Source organism: Mycobacterium asiaticum, assembly GCF_001673315.1.
Classification (GTDB): Bacteria; Actinomycetota; Actinomycetes; order Mycobacteriales; family Mycobacteriaceae; genus Mycobacterium; species Mycobacterium asiaticum_B.
The window spans coordinates 44,199-67,215 of the sequence record NZ_LZLQ01000088.1 but is presented as its reverse complement, the minus strand read 5'-3'; the positions used below and the strand labels follow the sequence as shown (position 1 = coordinate 67,215).

General features: G+C 65.1%; 28 protein-coding genes. 21 read left to right on the top strand and 7 right to left on the bottom strand.

The window, feature by feature from the left end:
* Genes rplP through rpsQ form a run of 3 tightly spaced genes read left to right on the top strand, consistent with a single transcriptional unit; the run spans position 1 to position 1,030 of the window.
* Complete coding sequence (gene rplP / locus A5636_RS13555) at positions 1–417, top strand: 50S ribosomal protein L16 (protein ID WP_036352685.1); 417 nt, start codon at positions 1–3, stop codon at positions 415–417.
* The gene (rpmC, locus tag A5636_RS13550) at positions 417–659 is read left to right on the top strand and encodes a 50S ribosomal protein L29 (RefSeq protein ID WP_065159150.1); all 243 of its coding nucleotides are present in this window, start codon (positions 417–419) and stop codon (positions 657–659) included. Before rplP ends, rpmC begins: the two co-directional genes overlap by 1 nt.
* Entirely contained in the window at positions 656–1,030 is a 375-nt protein-coding gene (rpsQ, locus tag A5636_RS13545) for a 30S ribosomal protein S17 (RefSeq protein WP_155763801.1), read from the top strand. Before rpmC ends, rpsQ begins: the two co-directional genes overlap by 4 nt.
* A 94-nt stretch (positions 1,031–1,124) precedes the next feature.
* Here rpsQ and A5636_RS13540 read toward each other — a convergent pair whose 3' ends face one another.
* A complete protein-coding gene (locus A5636_RS13540) occupies positions 1,125–1,769 on the bottom strand; it encodes a TetR/AcrR family transcriptional regulator (RefSeq protein WP_253900588.1) in 645 nt (214 codons plus the stop codon).
* A gap of 53 nt (positions 1,770–1,822) precedes the next feature.
* On the opposite strand from A5636_RS13540, the gene A5636_RS13535 reads away from it, so the two are divergent.
* The 14 genes from A5636_RS13535 (at position 1,823) to rplO (ending at position 12,146) form a co-directional block, all read left to right on the top strand.
* Entirely contained in the window at positions 1,823–3,142 is a 1,320-nt protein-coding gene (locus tag A5636_RS13535) for an oxygenase MpaB family protein (protein WP_065159147.1), read from the top strand.
* Positions 3,143–3,283: 141 nt separating this feature from the next.
* Positions 3,284–5,659, top strand: coding sequence for an arylsulfatase (locus A5636_RS13530; protein WP_065159146.1), 2,376 nt, complete (start codon positions 3,284–3,286; stop codon positions 5,657–5,659).
* Between the two features lie 101 nt (positions 5,660–5,760).
* Positions 5,761–6,654 carry a formylglycine-generating enzyme family protein gene (locus A5636_RS13525; protein WP_065159145.1) on the top strand — a complete coding sequence of 298 codons (894 nt, stop codon included), beginning with the start codon at positions 5,761–5,763 and terminating at the stop codon, positions 6,652–6,654.
* A gap of 102 nt (positions 6,655–6,756) precedes the next feature.
* Positions 6,757–7,698 (top strand): DUF4436 domain-containing protein, encoded by a 942-nt coding sequence (locus A5636_RS13520; protein WP_065159144.1) that lies wholly within the window; start codon positions 6,757–6,759, stop codon positions 7,696–7,698.
* Positions 7,699–7,937: 239 nt separating this feature from the next.
* On the top strand, positions 7,938–8,306 hold the full coding sequence (gene rplN / locus A5636_RS13515; RefSeq protein ID WP_036352708.1) for a 50S ribosomal protein L14: 369 nt from the start codon (positions 7,938–7,940) through the stop codon (positions 8,304–8,306).
* A complete protein-coding gene (gene rplX, locus A5636_RS13510; protein WP_065159143.1) occupies positions 8,307–8,624 on the top strand; it encodes a 50S ribosomal protein L24 in 318 nt (105 codons plus the stop codon).
* A gap of 1 nt (position 8,625) precedes the next feature.
* Complete coding sequence (gene rplE, locus A5636_RS13505; protein WP_065159142.1) at positions 8,626–9,198, top strand: 50S ribosomal protein L5; 573 nt, start codon at positions 8,626–8,628, stop codon at positions 9,196–9,198.
* A gap of 4 nt (positions 9,199–9,202) precedes the next feature.
* Positions 9,203–9,388: a type Z 30S ribosomal protein S14 gene (locus tag A5636_RS13500; protein ID WP_011739072.1), complete on the top strand. Its 186-nt coding sequence runs from the start codon at positions 9,203–9,205 to the stop codon at positions 9,386–9,388.
* Between the two features lie 72 nt (positions 9,389–9,460).
* The gene (rpsH, locus tag A5636_RS13495) at positions 9,461–9,859 is read left to right on the top strand and encodes a 30S ribosomal protein S8 (protein WP_065159141.1); all 399 of its coding nucleotides are present in this window, start codon (positions 9,461–9,463) and stop codon (positions 9,857–9,859) included.
* Between the two features lie 12 nt (positions 9,860–9,871).
* Positions 9,872–10,411: a 50S ribosomal protein L6 gene (gene rplF / locus A5636_RS13490; protein WP_065159140.1), complete on the top strand. Its 540-nt coding sequence runs from the start codon at positions 9,872–9,874 to the stop codon at positions 10,409–10,411.
* A gap of 2 nt (positions 10,412–10,413) precedes the next feature.
* Positions 10,414–10,782 (top strand): 50S ribosomal protein L18, encoded by a 369-nt coding sequence (gene rplR, locus A5636_RS13485; RefSeq protein WP_065159139.1) that lies wholly within the window; start codon positions 10,414–10,416, stop codon positions 10,780–10,782.
* Positions 10,783–10,819: 37 nt separating this feature from the next.
* The gene (gene rpsE / locus A5636_RS13480) at positions 10,820–11,512 is read left to right on the top strand and encodes a 30S ribosomal protein S5 (protein WP_065159138.1); all 693 of its coding nucleotides are present in this window, start codon (positions 10,820–10,822) and stop codon (positions 11,510–11,512) included.
* Positions 11,509–11,703, top strand: a complete 195-nt coding sequence (gene rpmD, locus A5636_RS13475; protein WP_065159137.1) for a 50S ribosomal protein L30 — start codon at positions 11,509–11,511, stop codon at positions 11,701–11,703. Before rpsE ends, rpmD begins: the two co-directional genes overlap by 4 nt.
* A gap of 2 nt (positions 11,704–11,705) precedes the next feature.
* Entirely contained in the window at positions 11,706–12,146 is a 441-nt protein-coding gene (rplO, locus tag A5636_RS13470) for a 50S ribosomal protein L15 (RefSeq protein WP_065159136.1), read from the top strand.
* Positions 12,147–12,161: 15 nt separating this feature from the next.
* Here the strand turns inward: rplO and A5636_RS13465 are convergent, their stop codons facing one another.
* Entirely contained in the window at positions 12,162–13,088 is a 927-nt protein-coding gene (locus tag A5636_RS13465; RefSeq protein ID WP_065159182.1) for an LLM class flavin-dependent oxidoreductase, read from the bottom strand.
* 73 nt (positions 13,089–13,161) lie between these two features.
* Here A5636_RS13465 and sppA point away from each other — a divergent pair, with 73 nt between their 5' ends.
* Positions 13,162–14,943: a signal peptide peptidase SppA gene (gene sppA, locus A5636_RS13460; protein ID WP_065159135.1), complete on the top strand. Its 1,782-nt coding sequence runs from the start codon at positions 13,162–13,164 to the stop codon at positions 14,941–14,943.
* Here the strand turns inward: sppA and A5636_RS13455 are convergent.
* Both A5636_RS13455 and A5636_RS13450 read right to left on the bottom strand, forming a co-directional pair.
* The gene (locus A5636_RS13455; protein WP_065159134.1) at positions 14,937–15,857 is read right to left on the bottom strand and encodes a class I SAM-dependent methyltransferase; all 921 of its coding nucleotides are present in this window, start codon (positions 15,855–15,857) and stop codon (positions 14,937–14,939) included. The genes sppA and A5636_RS13455 overlap by 7 nt on opposite strands.
* 15 nt (positions 15,858–15,872) lie before the next feature.
* A complete protein-coding gene (locus tag A5636_RS13450; RefSeq protein ID WP_065159133.1) occupies positions 15,873–16,826 on the bottom strand; it encodes an SAM-dependent methyltransferase in 954 nt (317 codons plus the stop codon).
* Positions 16,827–17,198: 372 nt separating this feature from the next.
* Here A5636_RS13450 and A5636_RS13445 point away from each other — a divergent pair, with 372 nt between their 5' ends.
* Positions 17,199–17,747, top strand: a complete 549-nt coding sequence (locus tag A5636_RS13445) for a TetR/AcrR family transcriptional regulator (RefSeq protein ID WP_065159132.1) — start codon at positions 17,199–17,201, stop codon at positions 17,745–17,747.
* A complete protein-coding gene (locus A5636_RS13440) occupies positions 17,678–18,970 on the top strand; it encodes a cytochrome P450 (RefSeq protein WP_437339829.1) in 1,293 nt (430 codons plus the stop codon). Before A5636_RS13445 ends, A5636_RS13440 begins: the two co-directional genes overlap by 70 nt.
* Here A5636_RS13440 and A5636_RS13435 read toward each other — a convergent pair.
* From A5636_RS13435 to A5636_RS13425, 3 genes are all read right to left on the bottom strand, one after another.
* Positions 18,967–19,878: an MBL fold metallo-hydrolase gene (locus tag A5636_RS13435; RefSeq protein ID WP_065159130.1), complete on the bottom strand. Its 912-nt coding sequence runs from the start codon at positions 19,876–19,878 to the stop codon at positions 18,967–18,969. The two genes, A5636_RS13440 and A5636_RS13435, sit on opposite strands and share 4 nt — an antisense overlap.
* 90 nt (positions 19,879–19,968) lie before the next feature.
* Entirely contained in the window at positions 19,969–20,622 is a 654-nt protein-coding gene (locus A5636_RS13430; protein ID WP_301336721.1) for an L-fuculose-phosphate aldolase, read from the bottom strand.
* Positions 20,623–20,627: 5 nt separating this feature from the next.
* Positions 20,628–21,608: an NAD(P)-dependent oxidoreductase gene (locus A5636_RS13425; RefSeq protein WP_065159129.1), complete on the bottom strand. Its 981-nt coding sequence runs from the start codon at positions 21,606–21,608 to the stop codon at positions 20,628–20,630.
* 30 nt (positions 21,609–21,638) lie between these two features.
* Here A5636_RS13425 and A5636_RS13420 point away from each other — a divergent pair, with 30 nt between their 5' ends.
* On the top strand, positions 21,639–22,985 hold the full coding sequence (locus tag A5636_RS13420; protein ID WP_065159180.1) for a xylulokinase: 1,347 nt from the start codon (positions 21,639–21,641) through the stop codon (positions 22,983–22,985).
* Positions 22,986–23,017: the final 32 nt, after the last annotated feature.

The following is a 23,017-nucleotide window of genomic DNA, read 5'->3' as shown; positions in this document are numbered from 1 at the left end:
ATGTTGATTCCCCGCAAAGTTAAGCACCGCAAGCAGCACCACCCGCGCCAGCGCGGCATCGCCAGTGGCGGCACGTCGGTGAACTTCGGCGACTACGGGATCCAGGCGTTGGAGCACGCTTACGTCACCAACCGGCAGATCGAGTCCGCTCGTATCGCCATCAACCGGCACATCAAGCGTGGTGGCAAGGTCTGGATCAACATCTTCCCGGACCGCCCGTTGACCAAGAAGCCCGCCGAGACCCGCATGGGTTCGGGTAAGGGTTCACCCGAGTGGTGGGTCGTCAACGTCAAGCCGGGACGGGTGCTGTTCGAGTTGAGCTACCCGAACGAGCAGATCGCGCGGGCGGCGCTCACCCGAGCGATCCACAAGTTGCCGATCAAGGCACGCATTGTTACCCGAGAGGAGCAGTTCTGATGGCAGTGGGAATTTCCCCTGGCGAACTGCGTGAGCTCACCGACGAGGAGCTGCAGGATCGCGTACGCGAGTCCAAGGAAGAGCTGTTCAATCTGCGCTTCCAGATGGCCACCGGCCAGCTCACCAACAACCGTCGGCTCCGCGTGGTGCGTCAGGAAATCGCGCGCGTCTACACGGTGTTGCGCGAACGCGAACTGGGTCTGGCTTCCGGCCCCGATGGGTCCGACGAGAAGGAATCGTGATGGCAGAAGCGAAGAAGGCACCGGCCAAGGCCGCGACCAAAGCCGCTCCGAAGGCCGCCGCCGCGAAGGACGCCGGCTCGAAAGAGAAGGGCCCCAAGCACACTCCGGCCGCTCCGAAGCCGCGCGGCCGTCGTAAGACGCGCATCGGCTACGTGGTGAGCGACAAGATGCAGAAGACCATCGTGGTCGAGTTGGAAGACCGTATGAGGCACCCGCTGTACGGCAAGATCATTCGTACCACCAAGAAGGTCAAGGCTCACGACGAGAACAGCGCCGCCGGCATCGGCGACCGCGTCTCGCTGATGGAGACGCGTCCGCTGTCGGCGACCAAGCGCTGGCGACTGGTGGAGATCCTAGAGAAGGCCAAGTAAAAGCCAGGCAGAAGCGGCACAGGCCCGAGTAAGGCCGAGGGAGGCCGCGAGCAGCTGCGAAAGCCCCCGATTTCGGACCGAGGTCGGGGGTTTTTTACGTCCGATCGCGAACGCTTGGTACCCCCACATCACGCCAGTCGCGTAGGCCCTGCACGAAGGTGCGGAGCCGTTCGGTTGTCGCGGTGACCGGGTCACTGAGGCGCAGCTGAAGCAGTTCTCGACCCGCTGCGTAGAGGATCCGGGCGGAGAATTCGGGGTCTGGCAATCCAGGATCCAGGCGCAGCAGTTCGCCTTGCAAGAACTCCCGCACCACTGTCTGCGACTGAGCGAGCCGTTCATGCAACACCGGCGGTGCGCCCTGGGGTGGGAACAGGAACAGCCGCCACGTCGCGGTGTGGGCGTCGACGGCGGCGAGGACTCCCTCGAACGCGCGCACCAATGGTTGGTTGTGCTGGCTGGGCTCGCCGAGCCCACTGACCGCCTCGATGAACTGTTCGCCGGCCCGTCCCGCTTCCCGGTCGACCAGGGCGACGAAAAGCTGTGCGGGATCACCGAATAACTGGTAGATCAGCGATCGGTTGATGCCGGCCTGCTGCGCGATGCGGATCGGCGTCGCCGCGTGGAATCCCTCAGCGTCGACGATGGCGTGGGTGACATCCAGAATCTGCTCGCGCCGCCGCTCCGCGGTCATCCGTCGTCTCGGGACATCGCTGGCCACTCGCATCACGCTTGACAGCATAACTAACACTTTGTGAGTATTACTCACAACTTGTTAGTTATCGAAAGGTCGGCATGGTCACGTACTACCCGGAACTCGCCCAGCGCGTCGCAAGCCAACGGCGGTTGCAGCCGGATCTGTACGGCGACATCAACTTCGACGAGCGGCCGTACCGGTTGACCAAGCTGCCCGGTGACAAGTCGTCTCTGCCGGGATGGGCCGCCGATCGTGCGCAAATCCTCGAGGACGACCGCGTCTTGGAGTTGATGGAGACAGCCACCATGCTCGGCGACGTGGTGGCAGACCCCTATGCCGCCCTGATGAGCAGGTATAGCGTCTCCGAGCTGATCGACATGCTCAAGACGGCCTGCCGGGAGGGCGTTGACGCGGTACCCGATGCACCGGACGAACTGGCGTCGTTCATCGCCGCGATGGAAGCCAAGCCGGATTGGATCGACTTCGATCTGATCGAAGAAGGCGCACGCCAGGCGCGCACTGCGGCCGCCTTGCTGGCCCACTTCATCACCCGCGGGGCTTTCATTGCCACTTTCACCAATACCTACGCCGCATTGCCGATGGGCCTGACCGGTGCGCTCTCTGGCCGCCGTGCCGCGCGCCGGGTCAACGAGACGGCCAGTTTCTTCGCCGTCACCACCCTGCCCGGCGCGTTGCAGCGATATGGGCCGGGGTTCGAAGCCGCCGCGATGGTCCGGTTGATGCACTCGATGGTCCGCTACAACGCGCTGAAGAAGTCCGAGAAGTGGGATGTCGATGTCTACGGCGTGCCGGTCCCACAGGTCGACCAGATGCCGGCCGGCATGATCGGCCAGTATCTGACGTCCCAGCAGGTGCTGCGGCAGGGGCGAGCTGAGTTCAACGAGCAGGAACGTGCTCTGGTCGAATTCGGGCGGTACCGCTGCTTTTTGCTCGGCCTCCCCGAGGAACTGCTGCCGACCACGCCCGCCGACACCGTGCACGTCATGCATGCTCGCGCGGCTCTGCTGCGGGATGGGTTCGACTCTGAATGCCGCGAACTCGTCGACTCTACGATGAATGCCTACCTGCGTCCGGCAACCACGTGGTTCGACCGCGCCGCAGAGGCTGTCGAGAAGAGCTACAGCAAGGAAACCTTTGTGCGGGCGTTCTGCAATGGTGACCGCGGCGTCGCCTCGGCCATGGGTGTTTCGATCGGGTTGGCCGATCGTGTCCGTATCGCCCTGACCGGGCCGTTCATCGCCGGGCGCTTCATTGCCGTCAACCGGATCAGCAACATCCCAGCACTTCGAGGTCTCGCCGACCGATATGTCATCCGGCTCCTCAAGCTGCGGCTTGCGACCTATGGAAAGCCCGAATTCACCAGCGACTCATCGCATTACACGCCGATCTCACGCTGAGCAGGGGCCACAGGGCGCGGCCCGGCGGTGCTGCGGCGGCGGCAAGCCGGCGCCACCGCCAAATCTCAGCTGATTACTATCCGGCGCGGGTAATGTGCACGGACAATCGGATCGTCCATTTCTAGGTGAGGCTGGCGGCATATGACGGGGCAGTCGGGGTCGGAAGAATCGGGTCAGTTTCGGGGCGAGATCGAGCTAGACATCCGTGATTCGAAGCCGGATTGGGGTCCTTATGCGGCGCCCACCGCACCGGCGAATGCGCCGAACGTTCTCTATCTGGTGTGGGATGACACCGGCATCGCGACGTGGGACTGCTTCGGTGGTCTGGTCGAGATGCCCGCGATGAGCAGGATCGCCGAACGCGGGGTGCGGCTGACGCAGTTCCACACCACGGCGTTGTGCTCGCCGACGCGGGCGTCGTTGCTGACCGGCCGCAACGCGACCACAGTCGGCATGGCGACCATCGAAGAGTTCACCGACGGGTTCCCCAACTGCAACGGCCGTATCCCGGCCGATACCGCTCTGCTCTCGGAAGTGCTGAACGAACACGGCTACAACACCTACTGCGTCGGTAAGTGGCATCTGACCCCGCTCGAAGAGTCGAGTATGGCTGCGACCAAACGGCATTGGCCTACCTCGCGGGGCTTTGAACGCTTCTACGGTTTCATGGGCGGTGAGACCGACCAGTGGTATCCCGACCTGATGTACGACAATCACCCGGTAAACCCGCCGGGTACCCCCGAGGACGATTATCATCTGTCGAAAGACCTGGCGGACAGAACAATTCAGTTCATCCGCGATGCCAAGGTGATCGCGCCGGACAAGCCGTGGTTCAGCTACGTCTGCCCCGGGGCCGGCCACGCTCCGCATCACGTGTTCTCCGAATGGGCCGACAAGTACGACGGTGTTTTCGACATGGGCTATGAGAAGTACCGCGAGATCACCCTGGAGAAGCAAAAGGCGATGGGGATCGTTCCCCCGGACACCGAATTGTCTCCGGTCAACCCTTACCTCGACGTCAAGGGGCCACAGGGGGAGCCGTGGCCGCTGCAGGACACGGTGCGGCCGTGGGACGGACTCAGTGACGAAGAGAAGCGGTTGTTCAGCCGGATGGCCGAGGTGTTCGCCGGCTTCCTGAGCTACACCGATGCCCAGATCGGTCGCATCCTGGATTATCTGGAGGAATCCGGCCAGCTGGACAACACCATCATTGTGGTCATCTCCGACAACGGTGCCAGCGGCGAGGGCGGCCCGAACGGGTCGGTCAACGAAGGCAAATTCTTCAACGGCTACATCGACACCGTCGAAGAGAGCATGCGACTGTTCGACCACCTAGGCGGGCCGCAAACCTACAACCACTACCCAATCGGGTGGGCGATGGCCTTCAACACCCCCTATAAATTGTTCAAGCGCTACGCATCTCACGAGGGCGGTATCGCCGACTCCGCGATCATCTCCTGGCCCAACGGAATTGCCGCGCACGGTGAGGTTCGGGACAACTACGTCAACGTCAGCGACATCACCCCGACCGTCTACGACCTGCTCGGCATGACCCCGCCGGACACCGTCAAAGGCATTGTGCAGAAACCCTTGGACGGTGTGAGTTTCAAAGCGGCGCTTGAAGATCCGTCCGCCGACACCGGAAAGGCCACGCAGTTCTACACCATGCTGGGTACCCGTGGGATCTGGCACCAGGGATGGTTCGCCAACACTGTGCATGCGGCCACGCCCGCGGGCTGGTCGCACTTCGACCAGGACCGGTGGGAGTTGTTCCACATCGAGAGTGACCGCAGCCAGTGCCATGACCTGGCTTCTGAGCATCCGGACAAGCTCGAGGAACTCAAAGAGTTGTGGTTTTCCGAGGCAGCCAAGTACAACGGACTGCCGCTGGCCGACCTGAACATCTTCGAGACGCTGTCGCGCTCGCGGCCCTATCTGGTGGGCGAGCGGGACAGCTACCTCTACTACCCCGACTGTGCCGACGTCGGGATCGGCGCTGCTGCCGAGATTCGCGGGCGGTCGTTTGCGGTGGTAGCCGAGGTCACCCTGGACACCACCGGCGCCGAGGGGGTGTTGTTCAAGCAGGGCGGCGCACATGGCGGGCACGTGCTGTTCATCCAGGACGGGCGCCTGCAGTACGTGTACAACTTCCTCGGTGAACGCCAGCAGCTGGTGCAGTCCAACGGCCCGGTCCCCCTGGGCCACCATCTGCTCGGCGTTCGCTACGAACGCACCGGGACCGTCCCGGACAGCCACACCCCGGTAGGCATCGTCACCTTGTACTTCGACGAGCACCCGGTCGGGATGCTTCCCGAGGTCATCACCCATCCCGGAACGTTCGGGTTGGCCGGTGCCGGGATCACGGTTGGGCGCAACGGCGGTTCGGGAGTATCCAGCCGATACGTGGCGCCATTCGAGTTCACCGGCGGCACCATCGCCCAAGTTGCGATGGACCTTTCGGGTCGGCCCTACGAAGACGTGGAAAAGGATCTCGCGCTTGCCTTTTCGCGCGACTGACCGGCCGGCCCGTGGCGCGGCCGACCGCGGCTGATCGCGATCCGGCACGGCCGGCTGCTAGTCCCACAGCGGGGAGTCGGCGGTCGACATACCCTGAAACGGTGTCGACCGAGCTGGTGGAGCTGCCTGGGGGATCGTTCCGCATGGGGTCGACCAGCTTCTATCCCGAAGAGGCGCCGATCCATACCGCGACGGTGGCAGCTTTCGCAATCGAACGCCACCCGGTGACCAATGCGCAGTTCGCCGAATTCGTCGATGCGACAAGTTATGTCACGGTGGCCGAGCAGGCCCTCGACCCTGCCCTGTATCCAGGGGCCAATCCTGCTGACCTAAGTCCCGGTGCCATGGTGTTCCGCCCGACCCAGGGGCCGGTCGACCTGCGCGACTGGCGGCGCTGGTGGGACTGGGCGCCGGGCGCGAGCTGGCGCCACCCGTTCGGTCCGGACAGTGACATCTGCGACCGGGCCGATCACCCGGTCGTGCAAGTGGCGTATTCCGACGCGGCAGCCTATGCGCGATGGGTGGGGCGGCGGCTGCCGACCGAAGCGGAATGGGAGTACGCCGCCCGCGCCGGGGTAGCGGACCGGTACGCGTGGGGCGACGATGAAAAGCCCGACGGACGGCTGATGGCAAATACCTGGCAGGGGCGGTTCCCCTACCGCAACGATGGCGCCCTGGGCTGGATCGGTACCTCGCCGGTGGGGACGTTTCCGCCCAACGGCTTCGGCCTGTCCGACATGATCGGCAACGTCTGGGAATGGACCACGACGGAGTTCAGTGCCCACCACCGAATCGACCAGCCGCCGAAGTCGTGCTGTGCTCCGGCCAAGCCGGCCGACCCGTCGATCAGCCAGACCCTCAAGGGCGGCTCGCACCTGTGCGCGCCGGAATACTGTCATCGCTACCGGCCCGCGGCACGCTCGCCGCAATCCCAGGACACTGCTACCACCCATATCGGATTCCGCTGCGTGCTGGATTCAACTCGCGCCGGATAAATCTGCCCGCGAACGCCGCGGCGCATTGCGGCCGCAATAGCTATGCGTTTCAATAGCCTTTCGCCAGCAAACCCCCGCGCTTCCACCGAAAGGCCGTGTCCGATGAGTCATCAGGCCCCGCCGCCCGCACCGCCGCAAAGCGCGCCGCCGCAAAGCACGCCGCAACCGGGACAACCCCGGCCGGAGAGGCGGGGAAGGCGCCTGCTGGTCGATCTCGGCGTGATCCTGGCCGTGGTGGCCGTGTATGTGATCTCGTTGGTCGGCGTCCACTTATTGGCCACTTCGGCCGAACCGCTGCCCCCGGCGGACCTAGGCACTGTCGAAGACACTGTCGTGCAGGTGAAGGTGGAGGAACTCGACACGGTCAACAACCGTCTGAAGGTGAGTGTTCTCGTCAGTCCCGAACAGTCGAAGGTCGACAAGGAGTTTCACACGCTGACCCAGGATCTCACCGTGCGTCTCTATCCCGAGAATGATTTGGGTGATCTGCAATATCCGGTGGGTAAGTCACCCGCGCAACAGAGCACGTATCTTGACGCCGAAGGCGATCCCGCCAACTGGCCGTTTGACTCGTATACGACCGGAACCATCCAAGCCGAAGTGTATTCAGGCACTGGACCGAACCGCGTCAAGGAGGACGCACGCGTCGAGGTGATCGGTGAGGTCGGAGGCTGGGACGTCAGCGTCCGGCGAGTCGGCGAGTCGACCCAGACCGACCCCCGTCCGGACGACGTGATCATCACGCTGCACCGGTCGAAAAGCACGTTGATCTTCGACCTGGGCATTGTGCTGGTGCTTATCTCGCTGCCGGCGTTGGCGTTGTGGGTCTCAATCCCAATGGTGTTGGGCAAAAAGAAGTTCATGCCGCCGTTCGTGTCGTGGTTCGCCGCCATGCTGTTCGCGGTCGTCCCGCTGCGAAATATCTTCCCGGGCAAGCCACCAGAAGGTTCCTGGGTGGATCAGGCCGTAACGCTGTGGGTGCTGCTGGCCCTGATCGTCGCGATGACGCTGTTCATCCTGGCCTATCGAAAACAGTCGGACTGACCCTCAGAAACGGTGTCGGTCGTCCGCCAATTTGGCGCTGAGCTGCTCGTCCCCTAGACTCTAGGGGTTGCCTTGGGCAGACCTCGGCTGGTTCGTGCAAACGTCCGGCCCCGCGTGCCCTTCGGGAACGAATGCTTGTCAAGACCGCGCAAGGCTTGTGCTGCTGTCGGTTGTGCCCGCGTTGGGCCCATACCGCCTGTTCTCTTGCCGCGCACACGTCAACCAGGTCAGGAGATCTAGTGATTCAGCAGGAATCGCGGCTCAAGGTCGCCGACAACACCGGCGCCAAGGAGATCTTGTGCATCCGGGTGCTCGGTGGTTCATCGCGGCGCTACGCCGGGATCGGTGATGTCATCGTGGCCACGGTCAAGGACGCCATCCCGGGCGGCAACGTCAAGCGGGGAGACGTCGTCAAGGCTGTTGTGGTGCGCACCGTCAAGGAACGCCGGCGGCCCGACGGTAGCTACATCAAGTTCGACGAGAACGCCGCAGTGATCATCAAGCCCGACAACGACCCGCGCGGAACGCGCATCTTCGGCCCGGTCGGCCGCGAGTTGCGGGAGAAGAAGTTCATGAAGATCATCTCGCTGGCCCCGGAGGTGTTGTAGATGAAGGTCCACAAAGGCGACACCGTGCTCGTCATCGCCGGCAAAGACAAGGGCGCCAAGGGCAAGGTCATTCAGGCTTACCCGGATCGCAATCGGGTGCTGGTCGAAGGCGTCAACCGGATCAAGAAGCACACCGCCGTATCGACCAACCAGCGCGGCGCCCGCTCGGGTGGCATCGTCACCCAGGAAGCGCCGATCCACGTCTCCAACGTGATGGTTGTTGATTCGGACGGCACGCCCACCCGCATCGGCTACCGCGTAGACGAGGAGACCGGCAAGCGGGTCCGTATCTCGAAGCGCAACGGCAAGGACATCTGACATGACCACAGCAGAGGCTGACATGAAGACGCAGCCGCGCTTGAAAGAGCGCTACCGCAGCGAGATCCGCGACGCGTTGCACAAGCAGTTCAACTACGCCAACGTCATGCAGATCCCGACGGTGACCAAGGTCGTGGTCAACATGGGTGTCGGCGAAGCCGCGCGTGACGCGAAGTTGATCAACGGTGCCGTCAACGACTTGGCGCTGATCACCGGGCAACGTCCCGAGATTCGCAAGGCGCGAAAGTCCATCGCGCAGTTCAAGTTGCGCGAGGGAATGCCGATCGGGGCACGGGTGACGCTGCGTGGCGACCGGATGTGGGAGTTCCTGGACCGGCTCACCTCGATCGCGCTGCCCCGCATCAGAGACTTCCGCGGGTTGTCGCCCAAGCAGTTCGACGGTGTCGGCAACTACACCTTCGGTCTCGCCGAACAGTCGGTGTTCCACGAGATCGACGTCGACAAGATCGACCGGGTCCGCGGCATGGACATCAACGTCGTCACCTCGGCGACGAACGACGACGAGGGACGGGCGCTGTTGCGGGCCCTCGGCTTTCCCTTCAAGGAGAACTGAGCAGATGGCGAAGAAGGCATTGGTCAACAAGGCCGCACGCAAGCCGAAGTTCGCGGTGCGCGGCTACACGCGCTGCAGCAAGTGCGGTCGTCCGCGCGCGGTGTTCCGCAAATTCGGGCTGTGCAGGATCTGCCTGCGCGAGATGGCGCACGCGGGTGAACTGCCTGGCGTTCAGAAGAGCAGTTGGTGACGGGACACAAGGACTAACCATGACCGCGATGACGACGATGCAGAGCGTAGCGATGAAGAGGAGCAGCGCTCGATGACTATGACGGATCCAATCGCAGACTTCTTGACCCGTCTGCGCAACGCCAACTCGGCCTACCACGACGAAGTGACCTTGCCGCACTCCAAGATCAAGGCCAACATCGCCCAGATCCTGAAGAACGAGGGTTACATCACCGACTTCCACACCGAGGATGCCCGGGTGGGTAAGTCGCTGATCGTCCAGCTGAAGTACGGACCCAGCCGGGAGCGCAGCATCGCCGGCTTGAAGCGGGTGTCCAAGCCCGGTCTGCGTGTGTACGCAAAGTCCACCAACCTGCCGCGCGTGCTCGGCGGCCTTGGCGTTGCGATCATTTCGACGTCGTCAGGTCTGCTCACCGACCGTCAGGCAGCGAGACAAGGCGTGGGCGGCGAAGTCCTCGCTTATGTCTGGTGAGAGGAATTAGATATGTCGCGCATTGGTAAGCAGCCGGTTCCGGTTCCCACCGGAGTCGACGTAACGATCGAAGGCCAGAACGTCTCGGTGAAGGGGCCCAAGGGCACCCTCGCGTTGACGGTCGCCGAGCCGATCTCCGTGTCGCGCAACGACGATGGCGCAATTGTGGTTACGCGTCCCAACGACGAGCGGCACAATCGCTCGCTGCACGGGTTGTCGCGGACCTTGGTGGCCAATCTGGTGACGGGCGTGACCGAGGGTTACACGACCAAGATGGAAATCTACGGTGTCGGTTACCGTGTGCAGCTCAAGGGTTCCAACCTGGAGTTCGCGCTCGGCTACAGCCACCCGGTGGTAATCGAAGCCCCCGAAGGCATCACCTTCGCGGTCCAGGCACCCACCAAGTTCACGGTGTCCGGCATCGACAAGCAGAAGGTCGGCCAGATCTCGGCGAACATCCGTCGCCTGCGCCGTCCCGACCCGTATAAGGGCAAGGGCGTGCGGTACGAGGGTGAGCAGATCCGCCGCAAGGTCGGAAAGACAGGTAAGTAGCGATGGCGCAAACAATTTCCGCAACGCGACGGGTCTCGCGGCTGCGCAGGCACGCACGGTTGCGTAAAAAGGTGTCCGGCACCGCCGAACGTCCCCGCTTGGTGGTCAACCGGTCGTCACGGCACATCCACGTGCAGTTGGTGAACGACCTCACCGGCACCACCGTGGCAGCGGCCTCGTCGATCGAAGCCGACGTCCGCGGTGTGGATGGGGACAAGAAAGCCCGTAGCGTGCGGGTCGGCCAGTTGATCGCCGAGCGGGCCAAGGCAGCCGGCGTCGACTCGGTGGTATTCGACCGCGGCGGCTACACCTACGGTGGACGGATCGCGGCGTTGGCTGATGCCGCGCGCGAGAACGGATTGAGTTTCTAATGATCAGCATCAGCCTGATGAACGGAAGGTTCGCATAATGGCGGAACAACCCGCTGGCGGTCCGACAGATAGCCGGGGCCCGGACAGTCGCGACGGCCGCGACTCGCGCGACGGGCGGGGCCGCCGCGATGGCGGTGGCCGTGGTGGCCGCGACCGTGACCGCGACGGCGACAAAGGCAACTATCTGGAGCGGGTCGTTGCGATCAACCGCGTCTCCAAGGTGGTCAAGGGTGGTCGGCGGTTCAGCTTCACCGCTCTGGTCATCGTGGGTGACGGCCACGGCATGGTCGGCGTCGGTTACGGCAAGGCCAAGGAAGTTCCGGCCGCGATCGCCAAGGGCGTCGAGGAGGCCCGCAAGGGTTTCTTCCGGGTGCCGCTGATCGGCGGAACCATCACGCACCCGGTGCAGGGTGAGGCCGCTGCCGGTGTCGTGCTATTGCGCCCGGCCAGCCCGGGTACCGGTGTGATCGCCGGTGGTGCAGCCCGCGCGGTGCTGGAATGTGCTGGCGTGCATGACATTCTGGCCAAGTCGCTGGGTAGCGACAATGCGATCAACGTGGTGCACGCGACCGTCACCGCCCTCAAGATGTTGCAGCGTCCCGAGGAGGTGGCCGCCCGCCGCGGTCTGCCCATCGAGGATGTCGCCCCGGCCGGGATGCTGAAGGCCCGTCGCGAAAGTGACGCACTGGCCAGGGCCGCGGTGGCAAGAGAGGCAAATGCACAGCCATGAGCCAACTGAAAATCACCCAGGTGCGGAGCACCATCGGGACACGCTGGAAGCAACGCGAGAGCCTGCGGACGCTGGGCTTGCGCAAGATTCGCCACTCGGTGATCCGCGACGACGACGCGCAGACCCGCGGGCTGATTGCCGTGGTGCGCCATCTCGTCGAGGTGGAACCCGCGAATACCGGAGGTAAGTAGAAGTGACCATCAAGCTGCACGACCTGCGGCCTGCGCCCGGGTCGAAGACCGCGCGCACCCGAGTCGGCCGCGGTGAGGGTTCCAAGGGCAAGTCCGCGGGCCGCGGCACCAAGGGAACGAAGGCCCGCAAGAACGTTCCCGCCACCTTCGAGGGTGGGCAGATGCCGCTGCACATGCGGTTGCCCAAGCTCAAGGGATTCCGCAACCGGTTCCGCACCGAGTACCAGGTGGTCAACGTCGGTGACATCAACCGCCTGTTCCCCGAGGGCGGTTCGGTTGGTGTCGACGAGTTGGTGGCCAAGGGCGCGGTTCGCAAGAACACGTTGGTGAAGGTCCTCGGCGACGGAAAGCTGACCGTCGCGGTTCAGCTGTCGGCGCACAAGTTCAGCGGCAGCGCGCGCGAGAAGATCACCGCGGCCGGCGGCTCGGCGACCGAACTGTAACTGCGCTGGCGCAAGCTAGCTCAACCGCGGAATGACCTCCGCGGCAAGACGTTCCATCTGCTCCCGGTCCTGCGTGAGCGTTTCCCCGACGGGATTGAACAGCAGCATCTGCGCGCCGGCGTACATGACTTCGCGAAGGCCACGCACGACGTCGGCCGGAGTTCCTGCGACCGGAACGGCGTCGATGCCGGCCATCTTGCCGTAAATGCGGCGCAGCCCGGCACGCACGCGTTCGTGGGCGCGATCGGCATCGTCGTCGATCATCAGGTAGACCCGTTTCCCGATGGTGAAGCGGGTCGGGTCTTTGTCCTGCACGGCCAGTTCGCGGCGCACCCCCTGCACCGCGGTGGCAAAGTCGGACGTCGACGACGACCCGGCACCCAAGAACGCATCCCCGTGCCGCACCGCCCTGGCCAGCGCCTTGGGCGCCACTCCGCCGAACCAGATCGGTGGATGTGGTCGCTGCACCGGCTTGGGCTGGATGGGTAAGTCGTCGACGTCACGGAACCGGCCGTGGAACGTCACCCGCGGTTGGTCCGACCAGGCCGCCTTCATCAACTGCAAGCCCTCGGTGAAGTAGCTGATGTAGGTGTCCTTGTCGACGCCGAAGGCCGCGAACCGGCGCCGGCCGCCGCCAGGGGCTACACCGACGTCGAGCCGACCGTGGCTGAGCCGGTCGACGGCCGTCACGGCCGAGGCCAACTGCAGCGGATCGTGCAGCGACGTCACCAGGACGCCAACGCCCAGGCGCAACCGCGTGGTGCACGCAGCCGCGTAGGCCAGCAACTCCAGCGGCGCCAGCAGCGGCGCGTCACCAATGATCTGCTCGAGTACCCAGCCACCCTCGAAACCGAGTTCCTCGGCCCGGGCCAGATAGGAACGCAGCCCGTCGGCGTCAAAGCCGTCCGAGTCGAACTGGGGGATGGCGATCGAGTACCTCACGCCAGCCACGGTACTGGTCAGGTTCGCTTTTGCGGCTGCTCGCGGTATCAGGGCGATCGGTAGGGTGGCAAACATGTTCGCTTTACTGCCGACGCTGCCCGGTTTCGACGATGTGCGCGCCTTCGTCGACCGGGTCGACACCGCCCGACACCACGGCGTACCCAATGGTTGTGTGCTGGAGCTGAACCTCCGTAGCGCACCGCCGGAGACGACAGGCTTCGACCCGCTGACGCTCATCACCGGCGGTGGCCGGCAACTGGCGCTGCGCGACGCGGTCACGGCTATCCACCGTGCCGCCGAGGACCCGCGGGTCGCCGGACTCATCGCTCGGGTGCAGTTGCCGCCGTCGCCCATCGGGACGGTTCAGGAGTTACGCGATGCCATCGCGACGTTCAGTGCGGTCAAGCCGTCCCTAGCTTGGGCAGAAACCTATCCGGGCACCCTGTCCTACTACCTGGCGTCGGCGTTCCGCGAGGTCTGGATGCAACCTTCCGGTGATGTCGGCCTGATCGGCTTCGCCAGCCACGCGATGTTTCTGCGCGACGCCCTGGACAAAGCCGGCATCGAAGCTCAATTCATCGCTAAGGGCGAATACAAGTCGGCGGCAAATCTTTTCACCGAGGATGGTTTCACCGAGGCACATCGCGAGGCGGTCACTCGGATGCTGGACAGCCTCCAGGCGCAGGTATGGCAGGCGGTTGCCCAATCCCGCAACCTCGATGCCGGCGCGCTGGACAGCCTGGCCGACCGCGCTCCGCTGTTGCGTGACGACGCGGTGGCTTCCGGGCTGGTCGACCGGATCGGATTCCGCGATGAGGCCTACGCGCGGATGGCGGAGTTGGTGGGCGCCAGTGCCTCGGACTCCGAAGATGACGAGGACAAGCCGCCACGAATGTACTTGGCCCGCTACGCCGGTGCTGCCCGGTCGCGGCTGACCCCGGCGGTGCCGTCGGTTCCTGGGCGCCGAACCAAGCCGACGGTCGCCGTGATCACCCTGCAGGGCGCGATCGTCAATGGGCGTGGCGGCCCGCAGGGCTTGCCGATCGGGCCGTCCAATGCCGGCGGTGACACCATCGCGGCGGCGCTGCGCGAGGTGGCGGCTCAGGAGTCGGTGGCGGCAATCGTGCTGCGGGTGGATAGTCCCGGCGGTTCAGTGACCGCGTCGGAAACCATTTGGCGGGAAGTCCTCCGGGCCCGTGAACGCGGCAAGCCGGTGGTGGCGTCGATGGGTTCGGTCGCCGCGTCCGGTGGCTATTACGTCTCGATGGGCGCCGACGCGATCGTGGCGAATCCGGGCACCATCACCGGTTCGATCGGCGTCATCACCGGCAAGCTGGTGGTTCGGGATCTCAAGGACCGCCTCGGCGTCAGCTCAGACACGGTGCGCACCAACGCAAATGCCGATGCCTGGTCCATCGATGCGCCGTTCACACCGCAGCAACAGGCTCACCGTGAGGCGGAGGCGGATCTGTTCTACACCGACTTCGTGCAGCGGGTCGCAGACGGCCGCAACCTGACCACCGATGAGGTGGAAGTCGTTGCCCGGGGCCGGGTTTGGACCGGCGCCGATGCGCTGGAACGTGGTCTGGTAGACGAACTCGGTGGCCTGCGGACCGCGGTTCGCCGTGCCAAGGTGCTGGCCGGACTGGACCCGGACGCCGAGGTGCGGGTGCTCAACTATCCGGGCTCGTCACTGCTGGACATGGTGCGACGGACGTCCTCGCAACCGGCCGCCGCCTCGCTGCCCGACGCGGTCGGGGCGTTGCTCGTCCGCTCCGTGCTCGGAATCATCGACCAGGCCGAGCAGGCGGTCAGCGGTGCCCATGTGTTGTGGCTGGGGCAGTCGCGCTACTGACGGCGGCTCAACGCACCGCTGATGAAGATGATCTCGCCCAGCGGGTCGTCGTCAGCCGGGGCAGGAACCAACAACCCGTGCTGCTTGAACAGTTCGGTTCGGGTCACCCCCTCGACCTCCCAACCCTTGGCGCGAAGATAGTCGAGTACGTGGTTGCGCTCGCCGGAATACACCAGCGACGCCATGTCGATCTCGAGGCCATGATCGCGCAACGAACCCGACATCTCGCGCACCCGGTCGGCGTCGAAATCCACGATGCCAGGCACGAATTCGGTTGCGACAGTGCTACCCGGCGCACTGAGCGCGGTGATGTTGTCGAAGAGCCGGTCCTGGGCTTCCGGGGGGAGGTAGATCAGCAGACCCTCGGCCAGCCATGCCGTCGGCCTCGTCGTATCCAGGCCGGCCGCCTGCAGCGCCGCCGGCCAGTCCGCCCGGAGATCGATCGCCACCGTACGCCGGATGGCGCTCGGTTGGGCACCGATACCGGCCAGGGTGGAAGTCTTGAACTCGATCACCTGCGGCTGGTCGATCTCGTAGACGACGGTTCCCTCCGGCCAGGGCAACCGGTAGGCGCGGGCGTCCAGCCCGGACGCCAGAATCACTGCCTGCCGGACCCCAGCGGCGGTCGCGTTGGCGAAGTACTCATCAAAGTACTTGGTGCGCACACCCATTCCGTTGATCATCGCCTGCATGCGGTCCGGCGAGAAATTTTCGAACGACTCGAGTTCGAGTTCACCGTCGATCATCTTGGTGAAGAAGTCCACCCCGACAGCCCGAACCAGCGGGCCCGCGAATGGATCGTCGATCAGACCGTCGGGCGCCTGGGTCACCAGCGCCCGGCCGGCCGCAACCATGGTCGCGGTTGCGCCGACGCTTGACGCGAGGTCCCAGTTGTCGTCGTGAGCGCGTGCCATACCCGTCCTTTTTACTCAGTGTGTCTTGTACAGGGTCCCACTGATGTAGAGCATTTCCACCGCCGGTACGTCGTCCTCGACCTCGGGGGAAAGTCCATGAAGCACACGCAATTCCGGAAGCGGGATGCTCGTCATCAGCCAGCCACGGTCGGTCAGGTACGCGGCGACCTCGTTGCGGTCGCCGAAATATACGAGTTCGGTCATGTTCAGATCGAGACCGTGCGCGTGCCAACGCTCAGAGACGTCCCGCATGCGCTCCTCCAACCGGTCCTGGTCGTCGCCGTCGACCTTGTTCATGCTTTCGGTGGCGAACCGGCTTCCCAGGGCGCTGAGCTTGGTGACGGTGTCCAGCAGACGGTCCTGAGCGTCCGGCGGTAGGTAGCCGAGCAAGCCCTCGGCGCTCCACGCAGTCGGCTGCGCCGCGTCGAATCCGGCAGCGCGCAAGGCGGCGGGCCAGTCGTCACGCAGATCGACCGATACCGTGCGCAAGTCCGCAGTGGGTTGAGCACCCAGTTCGGCCAGGGTGCGCGACTTGAACTCGGTGACTTGCGGTTGGTCGATTTCGTAGACCACGGTCCCCGCCGGCCACGCCAGCCGGTAGGCGCGCGAATCCAATCGCGAGGCCAAGATGACGGCCTGCGTGATACCGGCCCGCGCCGCATCCAGAAAGAATTCGTCAAAGAATTTGGTACGGACCGCCATGTTGTCGGCGGCGGTGGTTACCGCATTGAACGGACGCTCCGGGTCGTCGTCGAGGTCGGCAGCAGTGATTTCCCCGGCCGCCAGGCGGGTGAGTACATCCAGGCCCACAGCCCGCACCAGCGGCTCGGCGAACCGGTCTTCGACGAGCGGGTTGTCGGCGCGGGTTGCCATCGCGCGGGCGGCGGCGACCATGGTTGCGGTCACCCCGACACTTGATGCCAAATCCCAGGAGTCTCCCTCGTGTCGGGTGGAACCGGAGGATGCCATGCCATGCCTCATTCGCCGAATAGCCGGATGATCTTTAGCCAACTTAACAAACCGGGGCCGCCGGAACCCCGGCGTGCCCGATGCTGGCCCGAGCGGGGACGGAATGCCGTTTGCCGCGGCGTGTCGCTGTGCAGCTGTGCACGTTCGCGCGGCAAGTAGCTCGATTACGCGGGACGGGTGGCCTGGAAATAGCTGAGCTGGCCGACGATCCGCTGCCCGCAGAACGGTATCGGACCATTCCGGCGGCGCCACCGGTGCCGGTCGCCCGGTACGACGAACTCCACCCCCAAGTGCCGCCTGACACGCGTAACCGTTGACACCCGAACTGGAACACTGTTCTAATCAGAACATTGTTCGAAATGGGGGAGCTGGATGGACGCACCGGTGCTGCGGTATGGCGCGCTGGACAGGACGCATCTGACCAAGCATCTGTGGCAGATGGCCAAACGCGTTGGGGTCAGCCGGGTGACCATCCGCGATCTGGCGGCCGCGGCCGGCACCAAGCCGTCCTCGGTGTACTACCACGTGCGCGACAAAAGCGAACTGTTCGACCTCCTGATCGAGTCGGTGCTGGCCCAGATCGAGGTACCGCCGACCGGCGACTGGGAATCGCGTCTGGTCGACCTCTATACGAACGCCTGGAAAGTCCTCATCGACGTACCTGGCATCGCGACTCTGCTCCAGGAGCATCCGCACACCGCGGCGGCCACCGAGATGGACCGGGCCTCACGCGCCATCCTGAGTGAATCCGGTTTGCGGACACGGGATTTCGAGGCCGCGCATGCTGCCTTGTATATCCACCTGCTGGGTTCCGTGCAACTGGCCCACATCCGCCCCGGACAGCCGAGCGACTGGTCGTTCAGGTACGGGTTGCGGCTGATCCTGAACGGTCTGCGCAGCGAAGTGAGGGAACAAGCATGACGGACACCGCGATCGACCTCGCCCATCCGGCGCTTTGGGCATCGTGCTTCCCGGATGATCTGTTCGCACAACTGCGGGCCAGCACGCCCGTCTTTCACCAGCAACTCACCGACGACGTCAAGTCCTCGGTGGGGCGCGAATTCTGGGTGTGCACCAAGCACGCCGACGTCGCCCGTGTGCATCGTGACTACGAAGCGTTCACCGCCACCAGGGGTCCGCTCATCCAGGATGTGCCGCTGTTCGAGGCGTATCCGGCAATCGTGAGCCTGGATCCACCCGATCACACCATCCGCCGCCGCGTCATCACGCGTGCGTTCACACCGCGGGCCGTGGCCAAGTTGGAAGACGGCATCCGGGCGCGGGCCGGCGCGATGGCCGGCGAACTGCTGAGCAACGGTGGCGGTGAGTTTGTCGATCTTGCTGCCGGACTGCCGATTTCAGTGATCGGTGACATCGTGGGCATTCCGGAAGTAGACCGGCCGCGAGTGTTTGGCTTGATCGACCGCGTGTTGAAGACCGCCGGGGCACAGATGTCGGTGCCCGACGGTGCTGACGTACTGCCGTTCATGGAGCTGTTCCAGTACGCCAGCGCGTTGACGGCGGATAAGCGCGCACATCCGGTAGACGACATCTGGAGCACGTTGTGTACCACCGAGATCACCTCGGATTCGGGCGACAGCTTCTTGCTGCCGGCCAACGAGTTGGAGATCTTCTTCTTCATCCTCGGTCTGGCCGGCGCAGACACCACGCGGAATGCCTTGTGCGACGGTATCCGGGCATTCGCAGCCAACCCCGACCAGATCGCCATCTACCGATCCGAGCCCGAGTCACGAGCCACCGCGGTGGAGGAGGTGATCCGTTATTCGACGCCGATCATGTTCTGGGTGCGCGGGGCTACCAGGGACGTGCGACTCGGCGACGTGCTGATCCCGGCGGGGGCACGGGTCGTGACGATGCTGCGCTCGGCCAACCGCGACGAGGACGTCTTCGCCGATCCCTACCGCTTCGACATTCACCGCGATCCCAACCCCCACCAGTCCTTCGGCGGCGGCGGCGCTCATCACTGCCTGGGCGCGATGCTGGCCCGCGCGGAGGTACGGGCGGCCCTCGATGAGATCCTGTTGAACGCCAACACGATCGAACTCGGAGAGCCCGAACTGCAGCTGCCCAATCTGTGCAACAACATGACGGTGTACGAGTCGCTGCCGGTCCGCCTGAGTTAGAGCGTGTCGAGCTCCAGCCACCGGTCGACGTCGAATCGGCCGTCCACGGCACGCAACGTCGCGCCGGCGCGGCCCGGATAGTGCGCGGGTATCACGGCGGCCCGGGCGCGCAGGGATTCGGTGAAGATGCGGTGGCGGGTCGCCGCGGCTGCGCCGGCATCGACGTCGAAGGCGCACGCGTCGTCGGGTCGGCGCACCTGCAGCGGGCTATGGGTGAGGTCACCGACGAAGACCGCCGGCTGACCGGCGTCCAGCCACAGCACCGAGGAGCCTGGGGTGTGCCCGGGCGCGGCCCGCAGCCAAAGCGAGTCGCTGACCCGATAATCGTCGGCCCACTGCACTACCTGGTCGTCGACCGGTAAGACACTGTCCTCGAAGACCAACCGGTCACCACGCTGTTGCAACTCTTCTTCCTCGGTGCGCGGCACTCGTCGTGCGGCGTCGCCGTCGGGATGAAAGTAGCGGTAGTCGGCGGCGGCCACCAGATAGCGCGCGTTGGGAAATGTCGGTACCCAACTGTCGTTGCAAGCCATCGTGTTCCAACCGACGTGGTCAGAATGCACGTGGGTGTTGACCACCACGTCGACGGCGTGGCGGTCGATACCCGCCGCTGCGAGTGCATTGAGGAAACCGGTGTCCAAGCCGTCCAGCGCCGGCAGGTGGGGGCGGGCACGGCCGTTGCCGACGCCGGTGTCGACGACAACGGTGAGGCCGTCCACTTCGATCACCCAGCTCTGGATCGCGACTTTCCACAGCTTGGAGTCAGGGTCGAAGAAATCCGGCACCAGCAGGTCGGCGTTCTCGGACCAACCCTGCGGCGGTGTGTCAGCGAACGTCCGGGTCGGCAGGTCGAACCGTAGTTCCAGCACCCGCGTCACGGTGGCGCGGCCGAGCTGCAACCGGCTCATCCGGCCCTCCTCACGGCGAAGGTGAACTGTGCGAGTGCGACCATCTGAATCCAAAGTGCCGCGTCGGGCAGTTCACAGTGGCGGGTGTTGTCAGTTTGCGCGCAGGTAGGTGTACACACCGGCGAAATTACGGTTCACCTCCTCGGGCACCGGCACTGGTCCACCCAGTGCTCTTGCACCCCAGGCTATTTGGGCTGTCCGCTCGACCAGGGCGGTGATGTGCAGCGCCTTGTCGGGCCGGGGACCAACCGCCACTAAACCGTGGTTGGCGATCAAGGCGGCGCCGCGCCCCTCCAGCGCCTTGACCGCATTCGTTCCGACATCGGGCGTGCCGGACGCGGCGTACTCGGCACATCGCACGTCCCCGCCGCAGTACACCGCGAACTCGTCGATACAGGCCGGAATGGCTTGATGCGCAACCGCGAACATGGTGGCCCAGACGGGATGGCTGTGGATGACGCTGCCGATGTCGTCGAAGGCCTGGTAGCAGGCCAAGTGCAGCTGCATCTCCGTGGACGGCATGCGGCCCTCCTTGGCTTGCAGCACAGCACCTTTCGGATCGACCAGGACGAGGTCGTCCAGCGTCATGTCGGCGTAGTCGACCGAGGACGGCGTGATGACCAGGTTGCCGTCGGAGCGCCGCGCCGAGATGTTGCCGGCGGTGCCCTCCACCAAGCCGCGGCGCAACATGTCTTTGGCCGCCGCCAGCACTTTGATTTCCGCGTCGTCGACGCCACGTCCCACGGATTTCACGTCTCCAGCACCTCCGGGTTGACGATATGGGCGGGCCTTTCGCCGGACAGCAGTGCGGCCAGATCGTCGGCAACCATCTGCGCCTGCCGGGCTTCAGTGTTCCACGTCGCCCCGCCGATGTGCGGGGTCAGCGCCACGTTTTCCATCCCCGTCAGGGGGTGATCGGTCGGCAGCCACTCACCGGCGAAATGGTCCAGGCCGGCAGCGGCCACCTTGCCGCTGCGCAACGCCTCGACGAGAGCATCGGTGTCGTGCAGTTCTGCTCGTGCGGTGTTGAGGAAAACGGCGCCGTCGCGCATGGCCGCGAACTGGTCGGCACCGATCATGCCGAGGGTGTCCTCGGTGACGGGAGCGTGCAGGGAAATCACGTCGGATTCGGCGAAGAGTTCGGCGAGACTGTGCTGGGCCTGGACGTTGTACGGGTCGTGCGCGATGACGCGCAGACCCAATCCGGACAACCGCCACGCGGTGGCCCGGCCAACCGCGCCCAGGCCTACCAGTCCCGCGGTACGCCCGGCGATCTCCCAACCCCGGAAGCGCTGGTACGGGATCGTTCCGTCACGAAACATGTTGCCGCCGCGGACATCCGCATCCGCAGTCAACAACCGGCGGGTGGCGGCCAGCAGCAACCCGACGGTCAACTCCGCGACCGCGTCGGCGTTACGCGCCGGCGTGTTCAGCACCGGGATACCGGCCGCCGTGGCACCCGGAATGTCGACGTTGTTCGGATCGCCGCGGGTGGACGCTATCGCCCGCAAGCCGAGCTCAAGAACCGGTCCCTTGACCGAATCACTCTCCACCACAACAACATCGGCCCGTTCCACCGCGATCCGCTCGGCCAGTTGCTCCGCGCCGTAAATCCGCAGTGGGGTCTGCTCTATCCAGGGGTCGTACACCACATCGGCCAATTGCCGTAGCTTGTCGAAACCGGGCCCGCGCAAGGGGGCGGTGACCAGGGCACGTGGTCGGGACGTCACGAATGCCAATGCTGGCGTACCGTGGCGCCCGTGTCACGCGAAGACGTCACAATCGGCATCGACGTCGGCACCACCGCGGCCAAGGCGGTAGCGGTCGACGAGGACGGCCGCGTGCAGTCGCGAGTACGGATTCCGCACCAGTTGCGCGTGCCGGCCCCCGATCGACTCGAACACGACGCCGACGAGGCGTGGCGACGTGGGCCGGTGGCGGCACTGAAAAGCCTGAACCTGCCGTCGAAGACACGATTGAAGGCGGTTGCGGTCTCGTCGATGGTGCCTTCGCTGACCGCAGTCGACTCCGACGGCCGCGCGCTTACGCCGGGTCTGCTCTACGGCGATGTGCGGGGCCGGGTACCCGGAGCCGACACTCAGCCGCTCCCGGCGGTGGGTGAGGCCGCCGAGTTCTTGCGTTGGACGGCGGCCGAAGCGCCGGATGCGGCCGGGTACTGGCCGGCGCCCGCCGTCGCCAATCACGCTCTGGCGGGGGAGCCGGTGATCGACTTCGCCACTGCCATCACCTCGCTTCCGTTGTTCGACGGCACCGGCTGGAATTCGGCGGCGTGCGCCGAATGCGGCGCCGCGGTGGATCAGATGCCGCGGGTCGAGACGTTCGGAACCCCGGTAGGGGAGGTGCGCGGGTTCGGTGCGGTGCTGGCGACCGGGGCTATTGATGCCCTGTGTGAGCAAATGGTCGCGGGCGCCGATCAAGAAGGTGATGTGCTGGTGATGTGCGGCACGACGCTGATTGTCTGGACCACGATCTCCGCGCCGCGGGAGGTGCCGGGATTGTGGACCATTCCGCACACGGCCGCAGGTAAGAGCCAGATCGGCGGTGCCAGCAACGCCGGCGGCATGTTCCTGGGTTGGGTGGATCGTGTTGTCGCGCCAGCTGATCCGACGTCGCCCGAGCCGCGCCGAGTGCCGGTGTGGTTGCCCTACATTCGCGGTGAGCGAACCCCGTTCCACGATCCCGACCGTCGCGCGGGGCTGGACGGCCTGGATCTCACTCACGACGCCGCGTCGGTGCGGCGGGCCGCCTACGAAGCATCGGCATTCGTCGTTCGGCAAATCCTGGAGCTGAGTGGAGCACCCGTGCGTCGCATCATCGCTTCCGGGGGCGGCACCCGGGTACAGGCGTGGATGCAGGCCATCGCCGATGTGACCGGTCGGGCCGTCGAAATATCTGCGGTGGCAGAGGGCGCCGCGCTTGGGGCGGCTTTCCTGGGTCGGATGGCGGTCGGGCTGGAGTCCACCATCGCCGACGCTGCCCGGTGGGCTTCGGTGGAGCGCGTCGTGGAGCCCCGGCCCGCGTGGATGGAGCCCACCAAGGACCGGTATCGCCGGTTTCTCGAACTCAGCGGATCGCGACTCGCGTAACAGCAGAGTCCGCGATCTCGGTGGCGCGGTGC